21 protein-coding genes are annotated in these 25,318 nt (G+C 54.6%); 7 read left to right on the top strand and 14 right to left on the bottom strand.

All coding sequences use genetic code 11. The features are described from left to right. The first annotated feature begins 291 nt into the window (after positions 1–291). Positions 292–528 (top strand): helix-turn-helix domain-containing protein, encoded by a 237-nt coding sequence (locus tag NX775_RS05150; protein ID WP_258835002.1) that lies wholly within the window; start codon positions 292–294, stop codon positions 526–528. A gap of 18 nt (positions 529–546) precedes the next feature. Here the strand turns inward: NX775_RS05150 and NX775_RS05145 are convergent, their stop codons facing one another. Both NX775_RS05145 and NX775_RS05140 read right to left on the bottom strand, forming a co-directional pair. Continuing rightward, on the bottom strand, positions 547–1,929 hold the full coding sequence (locus NX775_RS05145) for a UvrD-helicase domain-containing protein (protein ID WP_258835001.1): 1,383 nt from the start codon (positions 1,927–1,929) through the stop codon (positions 547–549). Next, the gene (locus NX775_RS05140; protein WP_258835000.1) at positions 1,922–3,646 is read right to left on the bottom strand and encodes an ATP-dependent nuclease; all 1,725 of its coding nucleotides are present in this window, start codon (positions 3,644–3,646) and stop codon (positions 1,922–1,924) included. Before NX775_RS05140 ends, NX775_RS05145 begins: the two co-directional genes overlap by 8 nt. Before the next feature lie 574 nt (positions 3,647–4,220). Here NX775_RS05140 and mscL point away from each other — a divergent pair. Further along, the gene (mscL, locus tag NX775_RS05135) at positions 4,221–4,628 is read left to right on the top strand and encodes a large conductance mechanosensitive channel protein MscL (RefSeq protein WP_258834999.1); all 408 of its coding nucleotides are present in this window, start codon (positions 4,221–4,223) and stop codon (positions 4,626–4,628) included. 179 nt (positions 4,629–4,807) lie between these two features. On the opposite strand, the gene NX775_RS05130 is transcribed toward mscL, so the two are convergent. The 5 genes from NX775_RS05130 to NX775_RS05110 form a co-directional block, all read right to left on the bottom strand. After that, a complete protein-coding gene (locus NX775_RS05130; RefSeq protein ID WP_258834998.1) occupies positions 4,808–6,496 on the bottom strand; it encodes a putative bifunctional diguanylate cyclase/phosphodiesterase in 1,689 nt (562 codons plus the stop codon). 233 nt (positions 6,497–6,729) lie between these two features. Further along, a complete protein-coding gene (locus NX775_RS05125; protein ID WP_258834997.1) occupies positions 6,730–6,999 on the bottom strand; it encodes a hypothetical protein in 270 nt (89 codons plus the stop codon). 255 nt (positions 7,000–7,254) lie between these two features. Further along, the gene (locus NX775_RS05120; protein WP_258834996.1) at positions 7,255–8,076 is read right to left on the bottom strand and encodes an NADPH-dependent F420 reductase; all 822 of its coding nucleotides are present in this window, start codon (positions 8,074–8,076) and stop codon (positions 7,255–7,257) included. 32 nt (positions 8,077–8,108) lie between these two features. Next, the gene (locus tag NX775_RS05115; RefSeq protein WP_258834995.1) at positions 8,109–9,104 is read right to left on the bottom strand and encodes an MBL fold metallo-hydrolase; all 996 of its coding nucleotides are present in this window, start codon (positions 9,102–9,104) and stop codon (positions 8,109–8,111) included. Positions 9,105–9,227: 123 nt separating this feature from the next. Beyond that, on the bottom strand, positions 9,228–10,157 hold the full coding sequence (locus NX775_RS05110; RefSeq protein WP_258834994.1) for a LysR family transcriptional regulator: 930 nt from the start codon (positions 10,155–10,157) through the stop codon (positions 9,228–9,230). Positions 10,158–10,442: 285 nt separating this feature from the next. Between NX775_RS05110 and NX775_RS05105 the strand changes: the two genes are divergently transcribed. Then, the gene (locus NX775_RS05105) at positions 10,443–11,375 is read left to right on the top strand and encodes an LLM class oxidoreductase (RefSeq protein ID WP_258834993.1); all 933 of its coding nucleotides are present in this window, start codon (positions 10,443–10,445) and stop codon (positions 11,373–11,375) included. 46 nt (positions 11,376–11,421) lie between these two features. Beyond that, entirely contained in the window at positions 11,422–12,315 is an 894-nt protein-coding gene (locus NX775_RS05100) for a LysR family transcriptional regulator (protein WP_258834992.1), read from the top strand. Between the two features lie 96 nt (positions 12,316–12,411). Here the strand turns inward: NX775_RS05100 and NX775_RS05095 are convergent, their stop codons facing one another. The 3 genes from NX775_RS05095 to NX775_RS05085 all read right to left on the bottom strand — a co-directional run bounded on the left by NX775_RS05095 (position 12,412) and on the right by NX775_RS05085 (position 14,617). Further along, positions 12,412–13,401 (bottom strand): zinc-dependent alcohol dehydrogenase family protein, encoded by a 990-nt coding sequence (locus NX775_RS05095; RefSeq protein ID WP_258834991.1) that lies wholly within the window; start codon positions 13,399–13,401, stop codon positions 12,412–12,414. A 350-nt stretch (positions 13,402–13,751) separates the two neighbouring features. Beyond that, entirely contained in the window at positions 13,752–14,153 is a 402-nt protein-coding gene (locus tag NX775_RS05090; protein ID WP_258834990.1) for a hypothetical protein, read from the bottom strand. A 266-nt stretch (positions 14,154–14,419) separates the two neighbouring features. After that, a complete protein-coding gene (locus tag NX775_RS05085) occupies positions 14,420–14,617 on the bottom strand; it encodes a hypothetical protein (RefSeq protein ID WP_258834989.1) in 198 nt (65 codons plus the stop codon). 1,204 nt (positions 14,618–15,821) lie between these two features. On the opposite strand from NX775_RS05085, the gene NX775_RS05080 reads away from it, so the two are divergent. After that, entirely contained in the window at positions 15,822–20,000 is a 4,179-nt protein-coding gene (locus NX775_RS05080; protein ID WP_258834988.1) for a CheR family methyltransferase, read from the top strand. Between the two features lie 602 nt (positions 20,001–20,602). Continuing rightward, positions 20,603–20,833, top strand: coding sequence for a hypothetical protein (locus tag NX775_RS05075; RefSeq protein ID WP_258834987.1), 231 nt, complete (start codon positions 20,603–20,605; stop codon positions 20,831–20,833). 175 nt (positions 20,834–21,008) lie between these two features. Here NX775_RS05075 and NX775_RS05070 read toward each other — a convergent pair whose 3' ends face one another. From NX775_RS05070 to NX775_RS05055, 4 genes are all read right to left on the bottom strand, one after another. Next, on the bottom strand, positions 21,009–21,254 hold the full coding sequence (locus NX775_RS05070) for a hypothetical protein (protein ID WP_258834986.1): 246 nt from the start codon (positions 21,252–21,254) through the stop codon (positions 21,009–21,011). A gap of 705 nt (positions 21,255–21,959) precedes the next feature. Then, complete coding sequence (locus NX775_RS05065) at positions 21,960–22,355, bottom strand: response regulator (RefSeq protein ID WP_258834985.1); 396 nt, start codon at positions 22,353–22,355, stop codon at positions 21,960–21,962. 1,056 nt (positions 22,356–23,411) lie between these two features. Continuing rightward, a complete protein-coding gene (locus NX775_RS05060) occupies positions 23,412–23,888 on the bottom strand; it encodes an energy transducer TonB (protein WP_258834984.1) in 477 nt (158 codons plus the stop codon). 236 nt (positions 23,889–24,124) lie between these two features. Further along, on the bottom strand, positions 24,125–24,751 hold the full coding sequence (locus tag NX775_RS05055; RefSeq protein ID WP_258834983.1) for a tyrosine-type recombinase/integrase: 627 nt from the start codon (positions 24,749–24,751) through the stop codon (positions 24,125–24,127). Positions 24,752–24,893: 142 nt separating this feature from the next. Here NX775_RS05055 and NX775_RS05050 point away from each other — a divergent pair, with 142 nt between their 5' ends. Then, positions 24,894–25,223: an H-NS histone family protein gene (locus NX775_RS05050; protein ID WP_258834982.1), complete on the top strand. Its 330-nt coding sequence runs from the start codon at positions 24,894–24,896 to the stop codon at positions 25,221–25,223. The last annotated feature ends 95 nt before the right edge of the window (positions 25,224–25,318 follow it).

Genomic DNA, 25,318 nt, shown 5'->3' with positions numbered 1-25,318 from the left:
ACAGCAGGGTTTGGAATGACTCAGCCCATTTCCCAGTCGGCGATCTTGCCCAATACCTCAAACAAAAACTGTTTGCGATCTCGCTGTCGGTCAGGAGGCACAAAAAGGAAGCGCGATTTCTAGTCATTTTTCGGATAAGGGCCCTGAACAAATTGTCGGACCAGAAAACATCGTCGAAAGCTAGCATGACGCTAAGCATCACTACCTACATCTGCGCAGATGATGACTATAGTCCGAAGACTCCATGATAACGCAGAGCCATGATTTCCCTTCAATATAGGGGGAAATCTTTTGGACCCAGGTTTTGCGTTCGGAAAAGTATTGCGTACGGTTCGAAAGGACGCTGGCCTTACTCAAGAACAACTTGCACTCGCAGCAGACATTGATCGTACGTTTGTAAGTTTGATGGAGCGGGGAGAGAGGCAGCCAACTATACGTGTGCTCTTCAAATTAGCGACTGCCTTGCACGTTCCACCAGCCCGGTTAATCCAGTTGACTGAGGAGAGGGTGGCGCTTGGCATGACGTAGCTAATGGCTCCCAAGGCGTCAAATCGTAGGTTTGGGGAACTGTAAGAAGCGACTGGACGAGGCGATGGTGAGCGACCTCGTCGCGCGAGAAATCGCTACGTAAAAGAGTTTGGCTTGGGCTTGATTTTCTCGGGCAAAGTGCGTCGCGTCCGGGATCACCACATGATCGAACTCCAACCCTTTCAACAGCAGGGGCGTCGAAACCGTCCGGGTCGGCAGGCGCCGACCCGAATTTGCCGTACGTTGGCGCACGACGCCAGCTGCCTCGGTCATGGTTTCGCAGCGGCCAGCGTCCACCTCGCCGATTGCGCGCTCGGCATCGCGCCAAATTTCTCCTCGGAAGATCTTCCACCGTGGACGCATGCGCGCGAGCGCGAACAATCGAAGCAGTTGGGCCGCGCCGTTGCCCTCCGAAAGGGTCTTCGCTGTCGCGTTCATTTCGTCCGCGACGGCTTGGTCGCCCAGATCGGGAGTCGTGCCGTCCAACGCAGGCTTTTTGTTCACGCATTCCTCCATCAGAGCCTTGACGGCGGCGAGACGATTCCCGTTTTCAGGCGAGGCGTCCCATGCCGTGGCGAAGGCGTGTAATCGATTAGCAGCCATTTCCTCGATGGCTTGGAATCCTCCGCTGGACGCTCGAGCGAGCTGGTTGCACACGCCTCTGCGGCAGTGAATTGCAGCTTGCGAACCATTCCGGCTGTCGATCCCATCAAAGAGAAGGCCCATTTCGAAGGCGTCGTCGGCCTCTCTAAACGCTATAGGCCCATCCATCAGGTCAATGCGCTCGCCGGCGATCAGCTTATCCCGGGTTCGCGCAACCCAAGCCCCCAGATCAGGATTTTTTCCATTCCAGCGATGAGGCGTGTCCAAACTTCCCGCCAACGGGAAATCGTCGTGGATGTGGCCCTTCCAGCTCAACGTGGCGCCGGCGAATTCGAAGATGCCCTGCATGGGGTCGCCAAAGATCAGGGTGGGGGTAATCTCGGCCAAGACCACAGCGAGCTCGTGCTGAAGCGCATGACAGTCCTGATATTCATCGATCAGGATCCGGTCGTAGGAGGCGGCGACCACTTCGCGCAAGGCAAGAATAGTTCCGCGGTAAAGCTGATCCCATTCCTGATCGTTCCTCGGCATCCCTTTGGGCGGCTGAGCCACTTTGGGGAAGGCGTTAGCATAGCGCATGCACCATCCTGCAATCGTGTCGACTGATACCGCACCCGATAGAATGCCCAAACGTTTCATCCGGGAGCGGATCGCGTGCACGCCGGCGTGAGTATGGGTCAAGACCAAAGCCCTTACGCCGAGTGCGGCGACGTTGGCTATGACCTCCGTTTTTCCATGGCCCGCTGGCGCAACCACGGCACCGGACCTCAGGCGCACCAAGTCGGCGGGATTAGGCATAGAGCCACTCCTCGGAGGCGGCAAGGGTCAGAGCCAAGGGCGAATTGGGAGCAGACATTGCCACTTTCCAAACATGAGGAGCTAGGCCCCGGCCCACCCGCTGGTCTTTAAACCATTTTTTTCGACAGATCACCTCGGCGATAATTTTGCGCAGATCGTCGCCCGACTTACTAAATGTTTCGCTCCACTCCGCGAAAGGGGCGCTCGCGCTGACCCGATTCATTCCAAGAATCAGCGGCGCCAAGTTGTCGGTCACTGCATCTCCACGCTCCGTTCGGGTATAGGCCAACAGGTCCTCGACCGCCTCGTCGCTCGCCACGCTGAATATGGCCTGCTCGGTGTTGAGCGAGTGGCCATACTCGAAGACCTGGACGCGCGCTTCCGCCAGCTTGGCGATCTCTTCAGGCTTCAACGCGACGTCCGAATCGCGGAAAATGGCAACGGCGTAGCCCAAGGCTCGGAGCGCCAAGGCGAGCTCGCAAGCTTGGTTTCCGTTCCCGTTTGTGACTGCGGCGCCAAGTTGCTCGATGGGCTTGCCTCCATGGCGGGGCGGCCACATTTCACGAATGCCCGTCATCATGCCAACCTCGGTCATGCCCTCGGTCACGAGTATGCGGCGGGCAAACATGGCCCGCGGCGTGTGGCGGAGCAGCGCGACGATCGGAGCGGGCGCCTTTGCCGCGAGAGGGCTTGTCATCCGATCCGGCCGCGATGAGTTCACGACATACAAGCCCTTGCCGCCCGTCTCGCCCAAAGCGATGTCGGAGTGCGTTGTCATAATCACTTGACCAATGGGTCCGCCGACAAGCTCGGCGATGCCTTGGTCGGATTTCAATTGGGAAATGGCACCAATAATGCGGTGAGGCTCAAGGCCATGCTCGATCTCGTCGATGAGGATGATCGCCCCCTCAGGGATGGCGGACTTCTGAATGCCCAAGGTGGCCAAGCGGCGTGTACCCAGCCCGGCGAGGCGCAAGGGTACGCCGCCGTCGTGCAGGGCGATCGAGCCCGACGACAATCCTGAGCGTCCTAGCTCCAAGCCAGGCGTGTACGATCCGTCGACATAAGCCCCAAGCTCTTTCGCGTGCCCCTCCGCTTTGAACGCCGCGGAGGCAAGCGACTCGATCTGATCCAGCTGCGCGCTGTCGCGGGCGGCGCGGTAAGCCTCGGCGAGTCGCCCGCTAGCCTCTGCGCTGTCTCCCGTCATCCGGGAGAGAACCGAGCCTTGGGCCCAGGTGAGGTGCCGCGCGTCGTCGCCGGCGAGGCGAACCAATCCGAACAAGGCCCGGTCTCGGTTCGAAATGGCCCTCGGCATCCCCGCCCGATCGCAGACGATTTCCCATACGGGTTCGAGCGTGGCGTCCACGCTGAGCCTGACTGTAAGGGCCGGCTCGTCCCCGTCCTCCGGCTCGTCCCGCAACGTACCTTCCGGGGTCCAGCCGCGCATGTATAAGCCGAAACGCTCGTCCGATTTTAGTGCCTTCGACAGCTCGCTGACGGTCACCTCGATTACGATAGGACTGCTGGTGTCGCACGCGAAAAAGTCCGATTCGGAGAAAGAGAACCAACGGGAGTTGAGGACTGCCTCGGCCGCGTCCAAGATCGTGGACTTGCCAGAATCTCCAGGTCCGATGAGGCAACAGAACGCATCCTGCGGAGTCCAGTCCATGGCGGTCACGCCGCGAAAATTTGTCACCTTCAGTTGACGGATCTGCATTCGGGTTCCTTGTTGAGAGTTTTCAACGTTATCTAAAAACAATATCGTTTATATCCGAGAATAGAAGGGCTCTCAAGTGTTTTGGTGGCGCGGGTTGTTACCAGAGGCATCAGCAGCTTTGTCGCTACTATTCACAAACTTACCTCGCTTTAAAAAAGGCTAGGTGCAACACATGCCAGGTGGTACGATTGACCCATCGTAACCTCTGGTTCTCGTGCGCATGTCAGTGTTTATCTCGCATCAACAAGCCGATAGCCCTAAGGCTTATGAAATCTCTCGCTACCTCCGCATCTATCACACAATTGATACCCGTCCGTACAGCTGAGTATTTAAGGTAGCCGAGGCGGAAAAGTCGCGGACTGCCACGAAGGGCTGGAACCGACCCGAAGCAGACTTTGCTGTTGTTGAGTTCAACAACCTTCTTCCAATTTTGTGCCATATGCTTGTTGGAACGATCGTTACTGCTGGGTAGGATAGTTCTAACTAGTACTCAGCTAGACGGCGGATTGACAGCATCATTTCTCCCATTTCGAAATTGTTTTGAGTTATTCTTGAATTTTTAATGGAGAAAAAAATGACCGTGCTAACTGAATTTAGAGAATTTGCCACTAAGGGGAATGTGATGGACCTGGCGGTTGGGGTCATCATTGGCGCAGCATTTAGTAAGATCGTCGATTCGCTTGTACAAGACATTATTATGCCAATTGTAGGGAAAATTTTTGGAGGGCTTGATTTCGGGAACTATTATCTACCGCTAAACGGTCAGGCATGGGGACTGCCCCTGATCGAAGCAAAAAAGGCGGGCGCGGTATTGGCATACGGAAATTTTCTAACAGTTTCAGTAAATTTCATTATCCTCGCATTTATAATTTTCCAGATGGTTCGTATGGTAAATCGTCTGCGTAAACCCGCTCCGGTTATTATTGCTACTACCGAGGAAGTCAATCTACTTCGCGAAATTCGAGATGCGTTGCAACGGTAGGCTAGCTTCAGTCGCTGATGTTGCGATAAGTCTAGCGGCACTGGTATCACTGGAGAGATCGTAACTTTGTACAAATTTAGGGGTGACCTTAACGCTGGAAAATTCAAGTGAACTGCTGTGTGCACCCGTTATCATCGCAGTCGGTTGTACGCATAATCAGGGGAATTATCTCTCTTTAATTAATGATCGAGTGTACCTTTCTTCAACCACTGCATGGCTGCAGCGGGTGATAGCGATCGTGAAAACAGATAGCCCTGCATGCATTGGCAATGCGCTGCCTGTAAAAAGTGCGCTTGATCCGTCGTTTCAACTCCTTCTGCCGTCACATCAATGTGCAATGCTTGCGAGAGAGAGATAACGGCGCTTGCAACCTTGTTGGCATTTGTAGCTTGTGGTATTTCCCGTACGAAACTTCGATCGAGTTTGATTATGTCGATCGGCAGCGTACGCAGATAGCTGAGCGACGAGTAGCCGGTACCGAAGTCGTCCAGTACGATTAGGCATCCCATGTCTCGCAGGTTGCCGAGGATTTCTGTGCTGCTACCTTCTAATTGAATAGCGTCACGTTCCGTTAATTCGATTTCGACTTGCGATGGCTCTAAGCCAAACTCTACGAACGCATTTTCAAGGGACCTTATGTAAGCCGGATCAAGCAATTCCTTCGCGCATGTGTTGACTGCCAATCGAATTTTTTTCATTCCACCGAGATGCCATTGCTTCAGCTGCATGCACGCTTGGCGAAAAACCCACGTGCCAATAGTTACGATCAGTCCCATTTCCTGCGCGAGATTAATCACGTAGTCGACCGAGTGACCAGCGAGTTGGGGGTGGACAAAGCGGATTAATGCTTCCATCGATACAGTGCAGCCAGTCTTGGCGTTAACGATCGGCTGGTACTCAATTCGATAGAGATTGTTTTGTACGGTATTGCGCAACGCGGCTTTATCCAGATTCTGCTCCTTAACTGCTTGGTCTATCTTTTCGGTGAAATAGTGATAGCAATTTCTACCATGTTTTTTTGCCTGGTACAACGCCAGATCCGCTGTCGCACGCAAGTCATGCGCATTACGCGCATCGTTAGGGAAAACGGAAATTCCGATGCTGCCGCTGATCAGGATGGCATGGCCATCTATGTCGAACGGTCTGGCCAGCTCTCGCAGCAGTTTCTCCGCTAGCGTGGCCCCGGCAGAGACGCCGGGGGGGTTCAACTGCAGCAGCGCAAATTCGTCGCCTCCAAGCCGAGCGATCACATCGCTCTCACGGCATGAATACTTGAGACGTCTCGCGGCTTCCTTAAGCAGGATGTCTCCGGTTCCGTGTCCAAATTGGTCGTTAACTTCTTTGAATTTGTCTAGGTCGATGGCGAATAGAAGCAACCATTGGCTGCCGCGTTCTGCAACTCCTAATAGTTCAGAAAGTCGTGCTTCAAACGTTGCTCGGTTAGCAACGCCTGTTAGCAGATCGCATGATGCTAAGTATTCGGCCTTTTCAAACATGAGCTTAGTTTCGGTCACATCACGCAGAATTTTGAGAAAACCTACGACAATGCCATTGTCGTGCATGGGCATCATCATTCCGTCTGCCCAGAAGAGCGTTCCGTCCTTTCGCTGGTGCCAGCGCAAGCCAACAACGCTGCTGTCGTGCAATGCCCTTTGCATTTCGCGCTCAGCTATACCTGCAACTCGATCATCTAAGATGAACAGGCGATCTGCCAGTGTTGCGAGAACTTCGTGCGTAGCGTAGCCAAAAATTACCTCCGCGCCGCGATTCCATGACGTGATATGACCGTCGATATCGAAGGTGACGACTGCATACTCAACCATGTTGGAAGATATTTGCTGAAGAAGAAAACTAGGGTCAATCAGCATGACCAACTCCCACTAAGCGATCGAGGCGCATTTAAATATGCGTAAGAATTTTTTTCTTAGTGTAAATATACTGCAAAATTTATATGAAAACCCACTGTGAAAGTTGATATTTGTGATTTCTGTGTACGGCGAACAACCCTCGCTCAACCGAGGGCAGCCACGTAGCTGGACGTGCAGTTTGCCAATGCCAAATTAAGCATCCTATAGGGGTTCCGATTTAGATCGAAATCGACCTATTTTTTGATCCAATGAAGCTCGACCCGATCCGCGCCAACCAGCAGTGCTTCAGGCACTTCTTGAATCTCCTCAGCATTGATAGTTGGGCGCGGGAACGAACTAGATGACTGGAGCAGTTCCGGATGATTCTGCATCGCAATAGTACAAGCCCTGGAAAAAGCGTCGTTGATGTTGTTGGCACGAACGAGACCCGATAGCTCGCAGTCGTGTTGAACTCCATCTTTTTTAAAGCCGCAGCCTACGGCAACCACACGCCATACGATCATGACACTCCTCCATAAACGCTACCCAATTGAATGGAACCAAAAACTAAGGTCTGTTCTTGGCCGAACTCGGCTGTTAGCGTCAGCTTAGCAGGTTACTCGGCGGAAAAGTCGCCGACTGTCTCCACAGGCAGCTGTCGACCCATTGCAGACCTTGCGCTCGTGAACGTTGTATTCGAGGCGTCGCTTTAAGCAAGTTCTGGCGACGCGCCCGTTGAAATAGTGAACCTCTGTATCGCGCGGCCCCGCCCTGCGCAATTACATGTTGATAGCGCGGACCAACCGCACGCCCCATTCCTCGTCGGGATTGGTTGTGCCGTCCCCAAGACGTTCCTGCATTACCGCCACGCCTAGGTCTCGGCGCTTCGGCAACCTGTGTCGCTCTGCAGCATCCAAGGCAGCGCCGATCTCGGCATAGGAAAGATCGGTGCAATAGACGGGCGCTCCCGGCTGCTGGCGCCACGAATTCGCGAGCGAACCGGCGTCAAAGGCATCCAGACCGGTGTCGTTGACCAGCGACATGGCTACCTTGCGATCATGATCTCGATCTGCGGCCACCGGAATAGCGATCCGATCGGATGCTCCGGCAGGCTTTGCCTTCTTGGCCAGAGAAGCTGAGCCGATTGCATTCCAAGCCTTGGCGATAGGGCGACCAAGCTGCTCGGCGACCCACAGGCTCTCGGCCTGTCCTTGCTCGATGGCGTCGATCTTTTTATCGCGGAAGGGATAATAATTGGAGGTGTCGATCACCACTGTCTCCTCCGGGAGGCGAGCGACCAAGGACGCGATGCCGGAGATGCGGTTGAGTGGGATGGACAGAATGACCGCATCCACATCAACCAGTGCGTCCTCAGTGGTCACAGCACGTGCGCCAAAGGACAGAAGTTCCGCATCAATCGTCTCAGGGCCACGAGAATTAGCGACTTTTACCTCATGCCCAGCCTGGCTTAAGCGCACGATGAGCGTCTTGCCGATGTGTCCCGTTCCCAAAATCCCGATTTTCATAAATTTCCTCTCATGGACGTGTAATGCTTTAAAAGTTGACAAGGCAAAGCAATGTGGCCTGTCAATATTGCTCATGGCAGTTGACAGGCCGAGGGCTGCTCAACGGCTTATTTGCCTTTAGCGGCAGTCTTCAGCTCCGTGTACTCGACAGGCACCCAGGAATACCCAATCGTCTCTTTGCGCACATGACCAAGCCCGGGAAACGGATGATGGGCGGCGGCCACGAGCCACTTCTGCTGAGCGACTTCCGCCAGGATCTTCCGGCGTGAGGCGACCGCTTCTTTCGAAGCGACATCGACTTCGATAGTCACTTCCGGGTGTGGCAGCTGGACTGCATGGAAGTGCACGATGTCACCCCACACCAGAAGTTTCTCCGCGCCGGACTTGACTAGGTATGAGGAGTGGCCTGGCGTATGGCCATTGGAAGGAACCACGGTGATACCCGGCACGATCGTGTCGCTGCCGGTGAAGGTCTTGAATCGGCCTTGCGCCGCATATGGCGCCACTGCACCTTGCGCCATTTTGAGGAACACATGCTGGCTTGCAGGCAGTCGAGATGCCGACGATTGGTTGAGCCAGAAGTCCGCATCCTTGCGGTCTGCCCAGATGGTCGCATTCGGAAACGCCGGCTTGCCATCCGGCGTCGTGATGCCGCAGGCGTGATCTGGGTGCAGGTGCGTCAGCAGCACGGTATCGACGTCTGCAGGGCTGTACCCGGCCAGCTTGATGTTGTCGACCAGGCGCCCCACCGTCGGGCCGAAGCAGTCCGACGAGCCGGAATCGATCAGGACCAGGTTATCTTTGGTATGGACGAGATAGGCGTTTACTGCGGTCTGCACCGTGGAGTTTTTTGCCTGGAACAGCTTGGCGATGTGGACTTGAATCTGCTGCTGGGTCATTCCCGACAGGGTCTTGGGATCCAGGTCGAGATAGCCATCGTAGACTGCCGTGACCACGGCGTCACCGACCTGTTGTCGATAAAAGCCCGGAGCCTGTTCGCTTTGCACAGGTGCCGCAGCATGCGCAGCCGCCGCACCGATCAGCGACGAAATGACCAAGTTGGAGAGCAAATTGCGCGCACGGATTCCGAATTTTTTACTCATGGTTCTGCTTTCATAAACGATTGATCGACCGTTGTTGCAATCAGCTACAACGTTGATAGCAGTCTAAATCCGGTTTCTGATTCCAGTAAGTACACCTTTGGATGAAGACTTCATCCTCCAGCTCTATAATTCCTTGCACTTGGCGTTGAAAATATCAGAGCGCGAGGCTGCCAGTTGGGTTAGCGCGTCGACAATCACTTTTACCTTCGGTTGCATGTGCCACGTTTTCTGCCAGACGACATGGATCGGCATCGAGGCGCCGGATATTTCGGGAAGCACTGGCACCAGCGTTCCAGACTGGATAGCGTCACCGGCCAACCAGACAGGAAGCTGTGCTAGGCCGGCGCCGCGAATACACGCCTCCAGAAGTGCGTCGCCGTCTGTCAGCTCATGTCGTGCCGATACCTCATATCGTTCGAATTTCCCCTGCTCGTCCTTCAGGAGCCAGGCAGGTTTGGCGCCACGTCGCCACCCGGTCAGGCAATCGTGTTGGAATAGATCGGCATAGGACAGCGGTACGCCCTTGCGCGCCAGATATCCGGGAGAGGCGCACGTCATCAGATGCTGGTCTCCCAGTCGCCGGGCGATGAGATCGGGGTAGTCTCCCAATACACCGATACGGACGGCCAGATCGATCCCTTGCGCGACCATGTCGACAGGCTGATCCCGCAAGCTGACGTCCAGGTCTAGCTGTTCGTAGCGCTCCGCCAGGTCCAGCAAGGTCGGAACGATGTGGCGGCGCCCAAAGGTCGTCGGCAGGTCCACCCGCACGCGGCCTATTGGATGCTGGTGGCCGGTCGCAAGGAAGGCCTCGGTCTGGTCGAGTTCCTCGAATATGCGGCGGCAACTCAGCAAATAGGCCTCTCCCTCGCTTGTTAGGTCCATCCGCCGCGTCGTACGGTGCAGCAGCTGTACGCCGAGCCGAGCCTCCAGTTTCGAGATGCTCTTGCCGACTGCAGAACCGGTAATGCCGAGCTGCGCCGCAGCCCCTGTCAGGCTACCCTTCTCAACGGTCAGGACAAACTCGCGGATCCCTACGAAACGATCTTCCATGGCGGATTATGGACTGGGAGGCTGGAAACTCAGGAATTTTACCTACTTATTCCACTTGCCGGGATCGACTAGACTTTCCAGACTCAGCCCAGCATGGAGGAAATGGAAGCATGGCTTCTCAAACATGTTGGTCTCAACAATATTGTGCTGGGGCGAAGCGCGACTGCCAAGCCCTGGGCCTGGCGAAATTCTGATACGAAGGAGCAAGCAATGCCAGCAGACACACCAGCAGCACGACCACAGTCTGTACCGACTCAACTCTCGACCCATGCAGGCTTCTCACGCATGTTCAAGCCAGATGGGCTGACCATCGGTTTCATCCTGCCATTGGAGGCTTACCCGGACACGCCGGCCCCTAGCATGCGCGACCATGCCGCCATCGCCAGGTACGCCGACGAAGCAGGATTTGCCGGCCTTTGGGCGCGTGACGTGCCGATGTACGACCCCATGTTCGGCGATACCGGCCAACTATACGAGCCCTTTACCTATCTTGGTTTCATGGCGGCGAACACGCAACGCCTGGCCTTGGCAACTGGTAGTGCGGTGATCACGCTTCGGCACCCGCTTCTGCTGGCAAAGCAAGCCGCATCGGTCGACCAGCTCTCCGGCGGACGCATGGTGCTAGGGGTCTCGTCAGGAGACCGGCCGAGTGAGTATCCTGCGTTTGGTATCGAAAGCGATTTCGACTCACGCGGTGAGCGTTTCCGTGAGGCGCTCGGCATGTTCAAGGCCAGCCTGGAGGAACCCTTCGCCGTGCACAGGTCTGGACGATTCGGCGCTCTCGACGGCTCCCTGGACCTGCTGCCGAAACCGGTCCATGGAAAAATCCCGACGATCGTGACCGGACGCAGCCGCCAGGACCTGGAGTGGATCGCGCGCAATGCGGACGGCTGGCTGTACTACTTCGTCAATCCCGAGCACCTGGCGCCGCTGGTCTCGACCTGGCGCGATGTGGTCAAGCGTGAGACGCGGTCCGACGTATTCAAGCCCTTTGCGCAGGGAATGTTCTTCGACCTGTCCGAGCATCCGGATCACCCGGTGCAGCGCATCCATTCAGGCCTGCGCGTCGGGCGTAACCGCTTGATCGACTACCTGTACTGGCTACAGGCCCTTGGCGTGAATCACGTTGCGCTGAACCTGAAGGCTTCTCGTCGGCCTGCACGCGAAGTGCTGCAGGAGCTGTCGGAATACGTTCTGCCGGAATTTGCTGCGAACTGATTACTGAATAACTCAAGTAGAGGTGCCGATGGAGCTCTTTCAATCAATGCGCCTGTTCTCCAAGGTCGCACAGCTTCAAAGCTTCACCAAGGCCGCCGAGTCCCTGCAGATCGGCCGGCCGCAGGTCACGCTGGCCATCAACCAGCTCGAAGCGTCGCTGGATGTACGACTGTTTCAGAGAACGACACGCAAGGTCAGCTTGACCACCGAGGGCGAGGCCTTCCTGGCCAGGGTTGAAGAGATTCTCGGCGGGGTCGACGAAGCGGTGGCGATGTTCCAGGCTCCCGGGGACGCCGTCAGCGGACGGTTAAGGATTGATATACCTTCGGCGTTTACCGTAGAGGGCTTCATGGATTCGCTCAGCCAGTTCCGGACTATGTACCCCAAGTTATCGATCACGCTGGGAGTGAGCGATCGCTCGGTCGACCTCATCGCCGAAGGGGTTGATTGTGTGCTGCGCATCGGCGAACTGCCGAGTTCCAGCCTGGTGGCTCGCCGCCTGGGTGCGCTCGTAATGATCACCTGCGCCGCGCCGGCCTATCTCGAGAAAGCGCCGCCGCTCGTTCAACCGGACTGTCTTGACCGACACGCGTGCGTCAATTTCCTGTCCGGGATCAGCAAACGCACGCTGCCTTGGCACTTCCGCCACGATGGGGTGAGCAGATCGCTGCTACCCGACAGCTCGATGCTGGTGAACGATGCGTCCGCCTACGTCCAGTGCGGCCGCTCTGGCTTCGGGTTGATTCAAGTGCCGGGAATTATGGTGGAACGGTATCTTCGCGACGGGACGCTGGTGGAGGTCCTGGCGCAATATCGTCCCGCCCCGCGCCCTGTCTCGCTGGTCTATCCCAGCCGGTCGCATGTTCCACCACCGCTGCGGGCATTTTCGGATTGGCTTCAGCAGCACTTCCTCGCCATTGACCGCACCTGGCTTGAGTAATCGAGAAATGAACAGGCCGCGTCGTCTCCCTGTACGACAAACAGCCCCGCAGTACGCGGGGCTTCCAGACGCACATCGCTGTGCGCCAGTGTGACGTTACAGCTTCACCACGATCTTACCGAACTGCGCGTTGGATTCGAGGAAGCGGGTTGCTTCGACGATCTCATCGAACGGAAATACCTTGGCAATCTGCGGGTTGAGCTTCCCAGCGCTCAGACCTTCGGTGATAAATGCTTTGGCACGAGTAAGTTTCTCGTCATCGGCGGTGACTTCGATAAATTCGTAGCCGCGAATCGTTGTGTGCTTGCCCAACACGTGCAGCACCGGCACTGGGGTTGCGTCGTGGCTCAGTGCGCCGTAGATGAACACGATCGCATCCTTGCTCGTCGCCTTGACGATGTTTTCGAAGTCGGCGCCGCCTACCGGATCGAAGACCACGCGTGCGCCGTCGCCGTCGGTGATGCGCATGATTTCCGCAGTGATGTCGTCTAGGCCGGTCTGCAGAATGTGCGTGAAGCCTGCCTGCCTCAGTTCGTCGATCTTCTCGCTATTGCGGGTAATGGCGATCGGGGTAGCGCCGACCGAGGTGGCGATCTGCATCGCAGCCAGTCCGACACTGCTCGACGCTGCCGACAGAACCACGAAGTCACCTTTACCAAGCTTGGCCAGATCGATCAGCGCGCCCCAGGCAGTCGTGAACGGCATCCAGGTGGCTGCTGCGGCTTCCCAGCTCACGCCAGCCGGATTCTTGACCACAGCGCGGGCCGGGGCGATCACGAGATCGCCATACAGGCCGTACTGGTCGAACATGAAGGCCGGGATGACGGCTACAGAATCGCCGACCGCCAGACCGCTTACTTCCGGCCCGACCGCGTCGATCACGCCCGATGCCTCATAGCCCATCGTGGCCGGGAAGGTGGGCTCGATCACGTAGCGCCCAGTGCGGTACATGCTCTCGGCGCGATTCAGACCCAGCGCGCGAACGCTGATGCGTACTTCGCCAGCCTTAGGTTCGGGAGTGGGTACTTCGTCGATTTGCAGAACTTCAGGACCACCGGTTTGGTGAAAACGAACATGACGTGCCATAACTCTTCTCCTAATTTCGATACGCCATCAAGGCGGCGTGGAATGGGTAATTGACCGGTCCGCTCACGCTGGCGTCGAAGGACGGCGAGGTGAGCTGGACACAGGTGAACTATAAGGAGAAGCTCGATCGTCGAGAAGATCGGATGGCGGGAACTGATTGTTTCTGGAATTGATAACTATCGCCACCAGGATGCGATATTCCGCACGATGCGGCCGATGGTATGTCCGCTATTGGCCGAAAGCGGAAGTTCATCGCGCTCAGTGTAACTCAGCAAGAAATAGTGAATTTCTCTACTTCACGCCTGTAGTTGTTGCTGCAATTTTCAAAACGTCGCATCTATTTCGGCAAGTCACAGCTCAAGGTGCAGCGCGATTCCGACCAACTCGCTAGAAACCGGTGAAGCAGCGGCGCTTCGAAACGTGCGAAAGACGCACTCTCGAGCGCCTGCTGCTAGATGAGGCTGCAAACCGGCCAACATACTTGCATGGCGCGACAGAGCGCCGGTACGCACGCCGACATGTAAGCGTAAGTATGGACGGAAGGCTGCAGGTAACGCGTAGGGGCGTGAAGAAAAAATTTTGTACCCCAAAAAGACCAAGTTCGACAAACTTCCTAAGAAAGGCATCAGTGTAGGCACCAGCTTGCTGACCTTGTAGCAAATTGAGGGCGTCCATGATGAGCATAAATACTGTGTGTGCGCACAGTATTTATTATTATTAATTTTTATATAATGAATTTTTACATTTTTCATGTTGCGAGTGCTTCAGTGCTGTAGGGCTGAAATGAGGGCAGAACTGAACGCACATATGAATGAACGTCGACTTAAACCGCGTGCTGACTTCTCGTCCCTTCAAATCCGAGAACAGCTTGTATTTCGTTTTAACAGTGCTCTTGGGCCACCGAACAAGGCTGACTTGGCTATACAAGAAGCCTTTTTAAAAGGGATGATGAGCCCAGGAGAGACACAGCTCTTCATTAGCATGTGCGAGTACGTACTTGAAATTGTTGAACGGCATGCTAGGCGTGATCATCTTGGGTGACCGCCGCAACACCGGGCCGCCGTGGCCCACCCTCTATTAACACACGCTGCGCAACGTGCAAATCTACGCCCAGTTGCTGTGCAGATTCAATACCTGCTGCTAAGCCAAATGCAACGGAAACTGCAACAGCTAAATCTACGTGAGCTGCGGCCAGTCGATCGATTCGATTTTCCATGCGTCAATCCTATCGTGTTAGCTCAAGCCATGGGGCACTCTGTTGAGGTGCTCGAGTCTATGACGAGGTGCGGCGTGGCCTGCCGTCGATTAGTATGTGCTGCACCAAGATCAAAGGCGTTCTGTACTGTGTACGCGCATGCCAGCCACTAGCTCAAACGCGATGACAACGTTGACTGCCAAGTCAACATAAGTAGCACTGAGGCGGTCGGTTCGTTGTTCCACGCTCTCAGTATGGCATGTGCGCGCCAGTGATTCTGGGCCTAGCCAAAATTCGGCAGGGGCCATGCCCGCTGATACGCTGTATGAATGAACAGTGATTCTTACATGTGATTCAAGCCGCAGCTGAACCGCGCTAACCCGGTGCCATTCAAGAGCAAATCCAGGAAGCGCCGACGTGCGCGCAGGGCTTTGGGAGATGAAGCGATTCCGCGCGCTGGCACTATACGTCGACTAGCTGCAGCGTATCTAAGACACCCTATCCGGCGCCCAGGGCGACGTCTTGCAAGCCATCCGCTCGGAACGAACGGGCAAGCAAGACTTCAGAAGATCAAACAGCCGCTGAACGATTCAGCAAACTTGTTGCGTCGACCGGTTGAATCCAAGACCTGTAGCGGACCTTCACGATATCGAAACTTCGAACTTCGTGACCCTAGCTCTCCTTCTACCAAACGAGCGAATAGGTTGTGATCTCTACAGTCGTAATTGGACCAGCGAAAATTGCACGATCTTACTCAAACTGGAAAACACAGTATGAGGCCGCTTGAAACTTTGGAATAGAGAGGTTCACATGCACATTAGCGACATGAATGGGAAAACTTGACATCGAGCATGGCACATCGCACATCGTCAAGTTGTTTATATCATTATAGCGACATATCTCTAGTTGTGAGATAACAATCCACTCGGATTTCTCCACCGGCAATATTAACGCATGAATAAAGCGCAGCTTTGATCGCCTCGCAGCCAGCCTCAACATGCTCGAGCTCAACAATAGGCATACAAGGTGTTGGGATATTGAATAATAGCTAACTTAGCTTAAGAAAGAATATAATATTTGAGAAACCAATATTTCCAAGAAAAAACAAATGTAGAATTGCAGCTTTATATGCAAGTCGACAAATTTAACAGAAACGTATGCATCGGATTTGACCCGGTAATATTTAGTGCTATAAACTAGTAAACTCTTACATTAGTCCCCGCGTATGATTGATCCTGCGAACGTGCAGAGCACACCACCGACTGAGCAGGGCATTGTGCCAAGCAAGCTCGATTTCCCAGTTGTAGGTATTGGCGCCTCCGCCGGCGGCATGACTGCTCTGCTCAGCCTATTCGAGCACATGCCCGCCTCACACGACATGGCGTTTGTCGTGGTGATGCACCTGTCTCCTGATTACCCGAGCTCGGCGGCGTCGATCTTGCAACGCGCGACACGGATGCCCGTGAGCCAGGTTACGTCCAAGGTCAAGATCGAAAAGCGTAATGTTTACGTAATCGCCCCTAACCTGCAGCTATCGATGTTTGACGGTTTGCTGGTTGTCGACGAGCTCGAGCGGCCGCGTGGCAAGCATGTCGCCATCGACCTGTTCTTCCGTACATTAGCAGAGGTACATTGCGAGCGTGCAGTGGCAATTGTTTTGTCCGGCACTGGCAGCGATGGTGCGGTCGGGCTGTCGCGCATCAAGGAGCTTGGTGGCGTTACTCTGGTCCAGTCTCCGGACGACGCTGAATATGACGGCATGCCGGAAGCAGCAATCCGCACCAAAGCGGTCGATTTTGTCTTGCCAGTAGCGGATATCCCGCAAAAGTTAGTCGACCTTTGGGAAAATGCCAGGAACATTGAGTTGCCACCTCCTGGCGATGGAGAGGCACCTATCGCGCACTTGCCAGATACGAGCGATGCAGCCAGTGCTGAGGAAGCCCTGCACGAAATCATCAGCCAGTTATTCAGCAATACAGGGCACGATTTCCGTCACTACAAGCGCGCTACCGTGCTCCGTCGCATCGAACGCCGCCTTCAAGTGCGCAGCATACACTCTTTACCCGAATACAACGAACTCCTAAAAACGGATGCCGTCGAGCACAAGGCATTGCTCGACGATATGCTGATTGGCGTGACCAACTTCTTCCGAGACCGCGATGCATTCGAGGCACTCGAACGCGACGTGGTTCCCGAGCTGTTTAAAGACAAGGGCTCGGGCGATGAAGTGCGGGCTTGGGTAGCGGCCTGTTCTAGCGGTGAGGAAGCTTACTCACTGGCTATACTAATGACGGAACAGGCTGCACTACACGAGTCGGCTCCGGTCTTCCAGGTCTTTGCATCAGACATTGACGAACATGCGATCGACACGGCGCGAGCCGGCATCTTTCCTGGCTCCATTATTACCGATGTTGCGCCGGGAAGGCTGCGCCAGTATTTCACCAAAGAAGATGACCGCTACCGCATCCGGAAAGCCGTACGCGACCGAGTGCTGTTCGCCTCACATAACTTGCTACGCGACCCGCCGTTTTCCAGGCTTGACCTCGTCAGCTGCCGCAACCTGCTGATATACCTGAACCGCGACGTGCAATTACGCGTACTGCAGATGTTCCATTTCGCGCTCAAGCCGGGCGGCTTCCTCTTTTTAGGCAGTTCTGAATCAGCCGACGCGGTCGCCGATTATTTCATTCCAATTGACAAAAAAAATCGTATCTACCGCGCGCGCTCCGGGTTGCCACAACTGCAGTACCAAAGCTTGGCTGGTACGGCCTTCCGCGCCAGTATTCCCGATGTGCAACGTAGCAAGCTACCGCTCAAACGCCTGTTTTCTTACGCTGAAATGCACCAGCGTGCGTTGGCACGGTTCGCATCACCTTCGGCCGTGATCGATCGAGAAGGCAATATAGTGCACATGGCAGAAGAGGTTGGCCAATACCTTCGCATGAGCGGCGGGGAACCCTCGCGCAGCCTGCTCACTTTAATCCTGCCCGAATTGCGGCTTGAATTACGATCCGGAATGTTTCAGGCGACGCAGGCTGACGCTAGCGTCGACTGCCGCCCGGTCGATGTACCTGCGCTCGGCGAGCGCAGTCTAGTGGCAATCACGGTGACGCCTTTCCGCGACGATGAGGCCGAAAGCGATTACATGCTTGTAATGTTCAGACGCCATGATCAGCCCACTGAACAAGTAAGCAGGCCCGGCTCCAGCGGGAGCCACGACGTGGTGCTGGCCCAGCTTGAGGCCGAACTGCAGCGCAAACGCGAGCAGCTTCAGGAAACCATCGAAAACGCCGAGATTTCGACAGAGGAACTGCGTGCCTCTAACGAAGAGCTACAGGCAATCAACGAAGAATTGCGTTCTGCCACAGAAGAGCTGGAAACCAGTAAGGAGGAGTTGCAGTCGGTCAATGAAGAACTAATTACCGTAAACTATGAACTGAAAGTCAAGGTCGAGGAGACCGGCAAAGCGAACGACGACCTGAACAATCTGATCGCCTCAACCGACATCGCCACCATCTTCGTCGATAAGGGCATGCGTATCAAGCGCTTCACGCCGCGTGCGGCCGACCTGTTTTCAATCATTGGATCTGACGTGGGGCGCTCGCTGCTCGACCTCACGCATAAGCTCGACTATGACGAATTGCCGGAGGATGTTAACGCGAGCTTTGAAACCCTACGTATGGTCGAGCGCGAGGTGCGCAGTGTCGATGAGCGATGTTATATTGCGCGCCTTCTTCCCTACCGCACCAACGAAGACCGGATCGAAGGTGCGGTCATGACTTTCTTCGACATCACCCTTCGCCGTCAGGCCGAAGGGCAGGCACGCGCCAGCGAGGCACGCATGCGCTTGGTGGCCGAATGCGCCAGCGACTACGCCATCATCACGCTCGACGAACACGGCTGCATTACCAGCTGGAACAAGGGCGCTGAATACCTGTTCGGTTGGTCGGTGCAGGAAATAATGGGAGAGACGGCAGAACGATTGTTTGTGCCAGAAGACGTGGCAGCGGGCGTGCCGACCGACGAATTGCGGCGCGCCCGTTCCGATGGCCGTGCCGAAGACGAGCGCTGGCATGTGCGCAAGGACGGCTCACAGTTTTACTGCAGCGGGGTAACCACACCGCTGTTCGATGGCCGCTTCTATGGATACGCCAAGATTGCTCGTGACGCTACTGCTCGTTTGCGCCACGAGAATGAGCTCGAGAAGGTTATAGACAAGGCCCAGGCCGGGCAGTCGGATGCGCAGGAGGCGGCCGCGCTGAAAGACGAATTCCTATCCGTGATGTCGCATGAGCTGCGCAACCCGTTGAACATGATCAACATCAATGTAGAACTCCAGTCGCGTATTCCTGAAGTCAGCCAGTCCGAGCTTTTTGCTCGTACATCGGCGAGTATCCGCAATGCAGTACGGAGTCAGGCAAAAATCATCGACGACCTGATGGACATGTCACGTGCGCGTACCGGCAAACTGTCGCTCGCCCTGGCCCCGATGGAAGTTGGCCAAGTCGCAAGGGATATCGTCGAGATCGCGCGCACTAATCCATCGGCAGCTGAATGCGCCATTTCGCTACAAGACAATAGCGGCCGCGCCGCCGTGTTGGGCGACAGGGTGCGCATTGAACAAGTGCTCATGAATTTGCTCAGCAATGCCGTCAAGTTCACTCCGCACGGGGGCCAAATCCAGGTATGTATAGAGCGTGAAGAGAAAACAGTGCGCTTGGATGTAGTCGACAGCGGCCACGGCATCGAACCGCAATTTCTACCCAATGTGTTCGATATGTATGGCCAGAGCGCGTCCGCCGCCACCCGCATCCAGGGTGGCCTAGGTATTGGGCTGGCGTTGGTACGCGAGATCGTGGGAATGCATGGCGGACGTGTAGAGGCCTTTTCCGACGGTATCGGAAAAGGTGCACGTTTCAGCGTATGGCTGCCCGTTTATGACAGCGCGCCGCTGTCCCAGCACGAGACCGTGCACAGCGTTGCCGACACCCTAGTTGGACTGCGCATCGCCATTGTTGACGCCATGCCCGACATGCTTGACCTATTCGCGTCCTTGCTTGAATCGAGCGGTGCGACGGTTTTCCCAACCGCTAGCGCAGAGGAATGTTTGCGAATCTTGCAACAGGAGACAGTTGATCTCCTAATTGCGGATGTGTCGCCATCGAGCAAGGACACGATTGCACTGATGCAGCAAGTACGCACTAATGCTCGTGTTGCAAGGCTACCGGCGATTGCCTTGAGCGCCATGACGCGAAAAAGCGACATCGCCGAGATCATAGCAGCTGGATTTTCGGCCCACATAGGCAAGCCGATTGCAATGGAACAGCTCAGCATCGTGGTCAGCAGTCTATTGCCTTCACATATAGCACCCAACACGAGCACATTGCCCATTGCAAAAAAATGACAGCAATGAGGGAGGCTGTCCAAGAGATCGCTAGCACATTTGTTATGGAGTCGGTATGGCTATTCGGATACGTCGTAGCACCCTGATTTCCCAGCATGTTGAAGTAGCGCTCGTCTACAGAGACATGCTCGGAATCGACGAGGCACTCGCATACCTCGCACGCGAAAATATATCGAACGATCTTGCAGAGCGAATCCTCGGTGATGGGCGTCGTGCCAGCGATATTGTAGTTACGCTGGTGCCGGGAGGTAGCTCGGTAACGTCATTTACCGTATGCCGAAGGCGCAATCATTTACACGACGCCATTATCGAAGCTGCTCTCAAGATCGAAAGGAAACTTGGGACGACTTGGGCGCACGCCTTACTACGGGACGAAAAAGTGCCAGATGAAGTAGCGGCTCGTATTCTGGCAGAAGGTCCTCGTCAATTGCGATGCAAGTCCAAGGCATAGTAATTTTATTATAAAATAATAAAAATTACATTTATTTAAGTTGATTTTTATCCATAAATTTAGCCTATATTCAATGCCGGCTATAATTAATTATTACAATTGACACCAAAAATAAAATATGAGAATCTCGGGTTTTATCCGGAGTCGATCAATGAAACCACATATTCTTAACCGCCGGGAAGATTTTCAAACTGCATTGGCTATCGACTGCGCAGTTATTATATTAAAAAATGCAGGACTCCCCCAAGCTTATGCCGCATTGCTGGCAAATGGCATACCAGGAAGAATTGTCAAGCGTCTACTTTCAATGCCTAATAAATGCCGGCGGATTAAAGTGATCGAGATGAGAGCTAATCATAATCAAGCTTTACCTCATCAATAAGCTTGCTTTTCATTTTACTGTAGCCGCGCGTTATTCGGCACTGAAAGGTCCCCGACCCTAAAAGTGCCACGGCGCCGCAGTTCCCGAAATGATCTAATAGAGCAAGAGTTGCAGTATTGCGGAAGCGGATGTCCGCTCGCGACCTATACGACCCTCAGCTCGTACCTGAGCTGCTTCACACGAAAGGTGTAAATCGCCGAGATTGCATTGCGGCCTTCATCTCTATGTCGGCTTCGAGTGCAGCCGCCTGTCGAAAAAAAAACGCCATGGCTTGTGCGGCATTAATGCCGCTTAATTTGCTAGCACCACCAGCCTCGACTGCCATGAAAGGACTACTTTCGACCCAAAGCGGCCGGTCGCTATATAATTGCGGATTCTGTTCGCACAGAACTGAACGATTTACATCGACCGTCACGTTCATTTAGCTACTAGTCATCAAACCATGGCCACCTACTCAAGCATGAGGAGGTACGAAACACTTCCTTGAATATGACTTGAATTCCGTTAGCGAGGGTTAATTTCTGAATTAGCTGCTTTACCGTCTCCAGATCCTGCTTAGTGGCTCCGTCGTCGAACCGTATCTCGAATGCAGCCAAACCATGACCTGTTATGGAATGCCATCCAGCAAGGCGTGATGCTCCGCTAAACAGCTTTTCTAATGGATTTGTTATCGTTGCTTCCACGCGTTCAGGCGCTTGTTCGTCTACAAGGTACTGAACGGCTACCATAGGAAATGTCCCTTGGCAGGCGGCTGCACAGCTGCTCCTTAGTAACACTGAAGCGGAGAATAAGAGTCATTTAAGCATGAGCGCCTTGTGAGTGTGGATCTTACATAAATCTCGCGTAGCAGAATCGTCACCCCATACGGGGCACATCGCCTGTATCAATGGCTCGATAGTCCGCTATTGGCGCGTTAGCGGACTCCGCGCCCGAGGCTACGTCAACAGTGCTGCATGGGAATCGGGTCCAGCTTGGTAGCGCGTTGACTGCGTTGTGCCCTGCAGTCGAAGACCTATGCACCGATGCATGGCAGGCATTAGTAGCGAGCCCATGCGCCAGTATGCGGAGTGCACTGCGCGTTTAGAGACGACAGTTCAGGCATAGTCAGATTGAATGACGGCCAGCCTTACAGCCTGTCAATTTCCAAAAAAACCGAATCCAAGTAGTCAGTGAACTCTTCCATACTAAAGGGCTTAGAAAAACACCTATCAAATCCAGCATTAATTGCCTTTAGGTAATTTTCATTGGTGTCTAAGCCAGTCATCGCAATCAAATGTGTAGTACCGCTGTGATTGCTTTTTCTGAGCTCGGACGCGAGATCAAACCCGGTTAGACCTGGCATATTGAGGTCTGAGCACGTCACATGTGGATGGAACTCGGCAGCAAGAGCTAGGCCGGAGATGCCGTCAAATGCAATGCGGACATCATAGTCCTGAAACTGGAGAACCATCTGAAGGAGTTCTGCTGCATCTCGGTTGTCATCAACCACCAAAATTCGATGCTGCGAGTGATTTTTTTGCATAAGCGCTATAGCTGTCTGATTGGCATTTGCCAGTTTAACATTTGTACAGCTGCGTTTTTACTAACAGTTAAGCCAAGCTATGGGCTGCAGTTCGCTAGGAGAGCAACCATGCACCGGCAGTGGCGATTAATGGCAGCCTGGGCCAATGGTTGCTGCGTCGGTGCGCTAAATAAGCGGCTCGCTATGCGGAGACGAGTCTGGCGTAGCAGAAGTTACGCTGCGCCGTGGCCCGCCGTCCATCAAGACCGCTGCACAATCTGTTGGGGGATGCCCAACTCATGTGAAGCATCCACCGAGCGGCTAAGCCGAATGCAACGGATACGTTTGTGGCTAAGTCTACGTGAACTGCGGTGAGTCGATCAATTCGATTTTCCATATGCCAATCTTAGTGCGTCGGTGTGACACGCGGCGGCTCAACCCGCCAATGACCTCCGGCCGGTCGAGGCAACATCGCAGGTTGTCGCGTTGAAAATTGAACACGCCCGCGAACGGCCGAAAACGACCCAAAGCAGCCGTTAGACGTCTAGTCAGTAACAATGACGCCGCCATAATTTGAAGGTGCGTTCTTATCTGGCCATCGTAAGTCGACCATTGGTTTATCTGTACACAGTGAGTTGGCGATAAATTTTCCGCTAGGGATTCCACGGCACTCCCATCTTATGTCGCCTCCATGTGCGATACCGTCCCACGCGACGTCGAAATCGTTCGCTAAAGGTACTCGGGGTTGGTCACTTATCAGATCGGCATATGGCGAAATTGCCGCCGCATTTTGAGTCCAAGGGGACTTGGTTGCAATAGCCGAGCTAGCCTTCTTGACCTGATTCTCTTCGTTAGCACAGCCGGCTAGTACAGCGAATACCACGTACGCAAAACGCGTCTTCAAATTTCCTCCCGTAGTCAAGAGCGTAGATGTCCAGCTGTGGCCGAACGCGGCCGTTTACGTCAGCTTAGCACGTTGCCTGGCTTGAAAAAGCACTGACTGTCACGACAAGCCGGTACCGACCCGAACCAGACTCTTGCGTGAAATCGATTAGGCTTTTGACTGCCGCAATGGTTCTAAGGTTGTGGGGTAGCCGGAAATGGAACTTGAAGTCTCTCGGCGGGGGGTAATAACCAGACGTATTGGACCGGAACCCATGCGCGTTGTGGCTGGCCATCTCTGACGGCCGGCTTAAAGCGGCATCTGGACAGTCCAGAAAGCGCCGCCTCATCGAGCGATAAGTCCCCACTGGATTTTAGGATATTGGACTGGGCGACGCGACCGTCGATATCGATCAGGAAGCGGACAGTCGTGGTCCCCTGTGAACCACGCCGAAGCGCTTCCTTCGGATATTCGACTCTGGGGCATGTAGCGGGTTTCTGGGCCGACGTCGTCGTGCTGGCGACGTCGGCGTTAGCGCGTGTAACGGGTGCCTGGGCACAGCCGGCCAAGCTGAATTGAGCTGAGATAAGAGCCAGGCTAAGGACGGCGATTGTGCCATTTGATTTGAAGGGTGGGTTGGGGTCAACGACCGCTCGTTCAATGCATAACATAATGCTCCTAATTAGTGGCATAGCTGATATGTAGCCTAATGGGTGGGTAGCGTCACAATCTTGCGCCTTGCCGCGCTATGAGATGAACTGCCAAAACAGAGGGTTGAACTGTGTGCTGAGCCGATAGGGCAACGGGGCGTTCTCTCAGCAGCATCTAACGTCTGCTTTTGGCCGTAAGCGGCCTTGGCGACAAGGCCACTTACGAGCATTTCGAGCGACTGATTCTGTTTTGTACGTCAGACTTCGGTCTGCTCGGCGATCTCTAGTGCGTCGTCAACTTCAATGCCGAGATATCGTACTGTGCTCTCGAGCTTAGTATGGCCGAGAAGCAGCTGTACAGCACGAAGGTTTTTCGTACGACGGTAGATCAATGTCGCCTTCGTCCGCCGCATGGTGTGGGTTCCATATGCCGCTGGATCCAAGCCGATGGATCGCACCCATCTGGCGACGATGCGCGCATACTGACGAGTCGAGAGGTGATGCGAGTTCTTTGCTCTACTCGGGAACAAATACTGGTTCGATGTTAGCTCACCAGCTGTAATCCAGCCTTGGACTGACTGGCGAGTCTGCTCCGTAATTTCGAACTGAACAGGCCGGTGAGTCTTCCGTTGCATAACAATCGCACGATGAAATATGCTGCCACCTTGTGCGACGTCTTTCACTTTTAAACTGACCAGGTCGCAACCGCGGAGCTTGCTATCAATTGCGAGATTGAAAAGCGCTAGATCTCTTGAGCGTTCAGCAATCTGCAGTCTGATCCTTATCGCCCAGATTTCCTTCAGCTTCAAAGGCAACTTTTGACCGACCAGACGTCCTTTGTTCCATGGAATACTCCGGCTAGCGGTATCACTAATTGTGTTCATGTCGACCTCCTCAATGAGCAAGGCCTAATTTTGGTACGTCAGCTGAGTGAAGGCGGCTCAATCGCAGTCGAGCTAGCCCATGACGCGTAGTAGAATCGACACAGTGCGCAACACACTCAACTAAATTGAAGGAATATCGTAAATGGCAACTATTGATCTGTCAGGCTACAACCTCAGCGAACTGAAGGGCCTGCAGCATGACATTGAAAAGGAAGTCAAGAGTCGGCAGCACCAAGACTTGCAGAGGGCGCGGGAACAAATCCTGGCAATCGCTCAGGAGGCAGGGGTCTCAGTAGAGGAATTGCTTGCTGCAGACAGCAAAAAACCGAAGGGCAGCAAGGGGCAGAGGGTTCAGGCGCGCTATCAAAACCCCAGTGACAATAGTCAAACCTGGACTGGTCGCGGGCGCCAGCCGAAGTGGATTGCAGAAAGGCTTGCCAGGGGAAAGTCGATGGATGACTTCCGCATCTAGCAGCAGGAGTTGACCTGGCCGCCACCGCTAGAGCAAGGGGGGGGCGCACCTGTTTTACTAATGTGAGTGTTTTTTGGTTGTCCCCGGCGGGATGA

Origin of the sequence: Massilia aurea (genome assembly GCF_024753205.1) — a bacterium.
In the GTDB taxonomy this organism is placed as follows: domain Bacteria; phylum Pseudomonadota; class Gammaproteobacteria; order Burkholderiales; family Burkholderiaceae_D; genus Telluria; species Telluria aurea.
The sequence above is the reverse complement of the archived record's forward strand: the minus strand, read 5'-3'. Positions and strand labels throughout refer to the sequence as shown.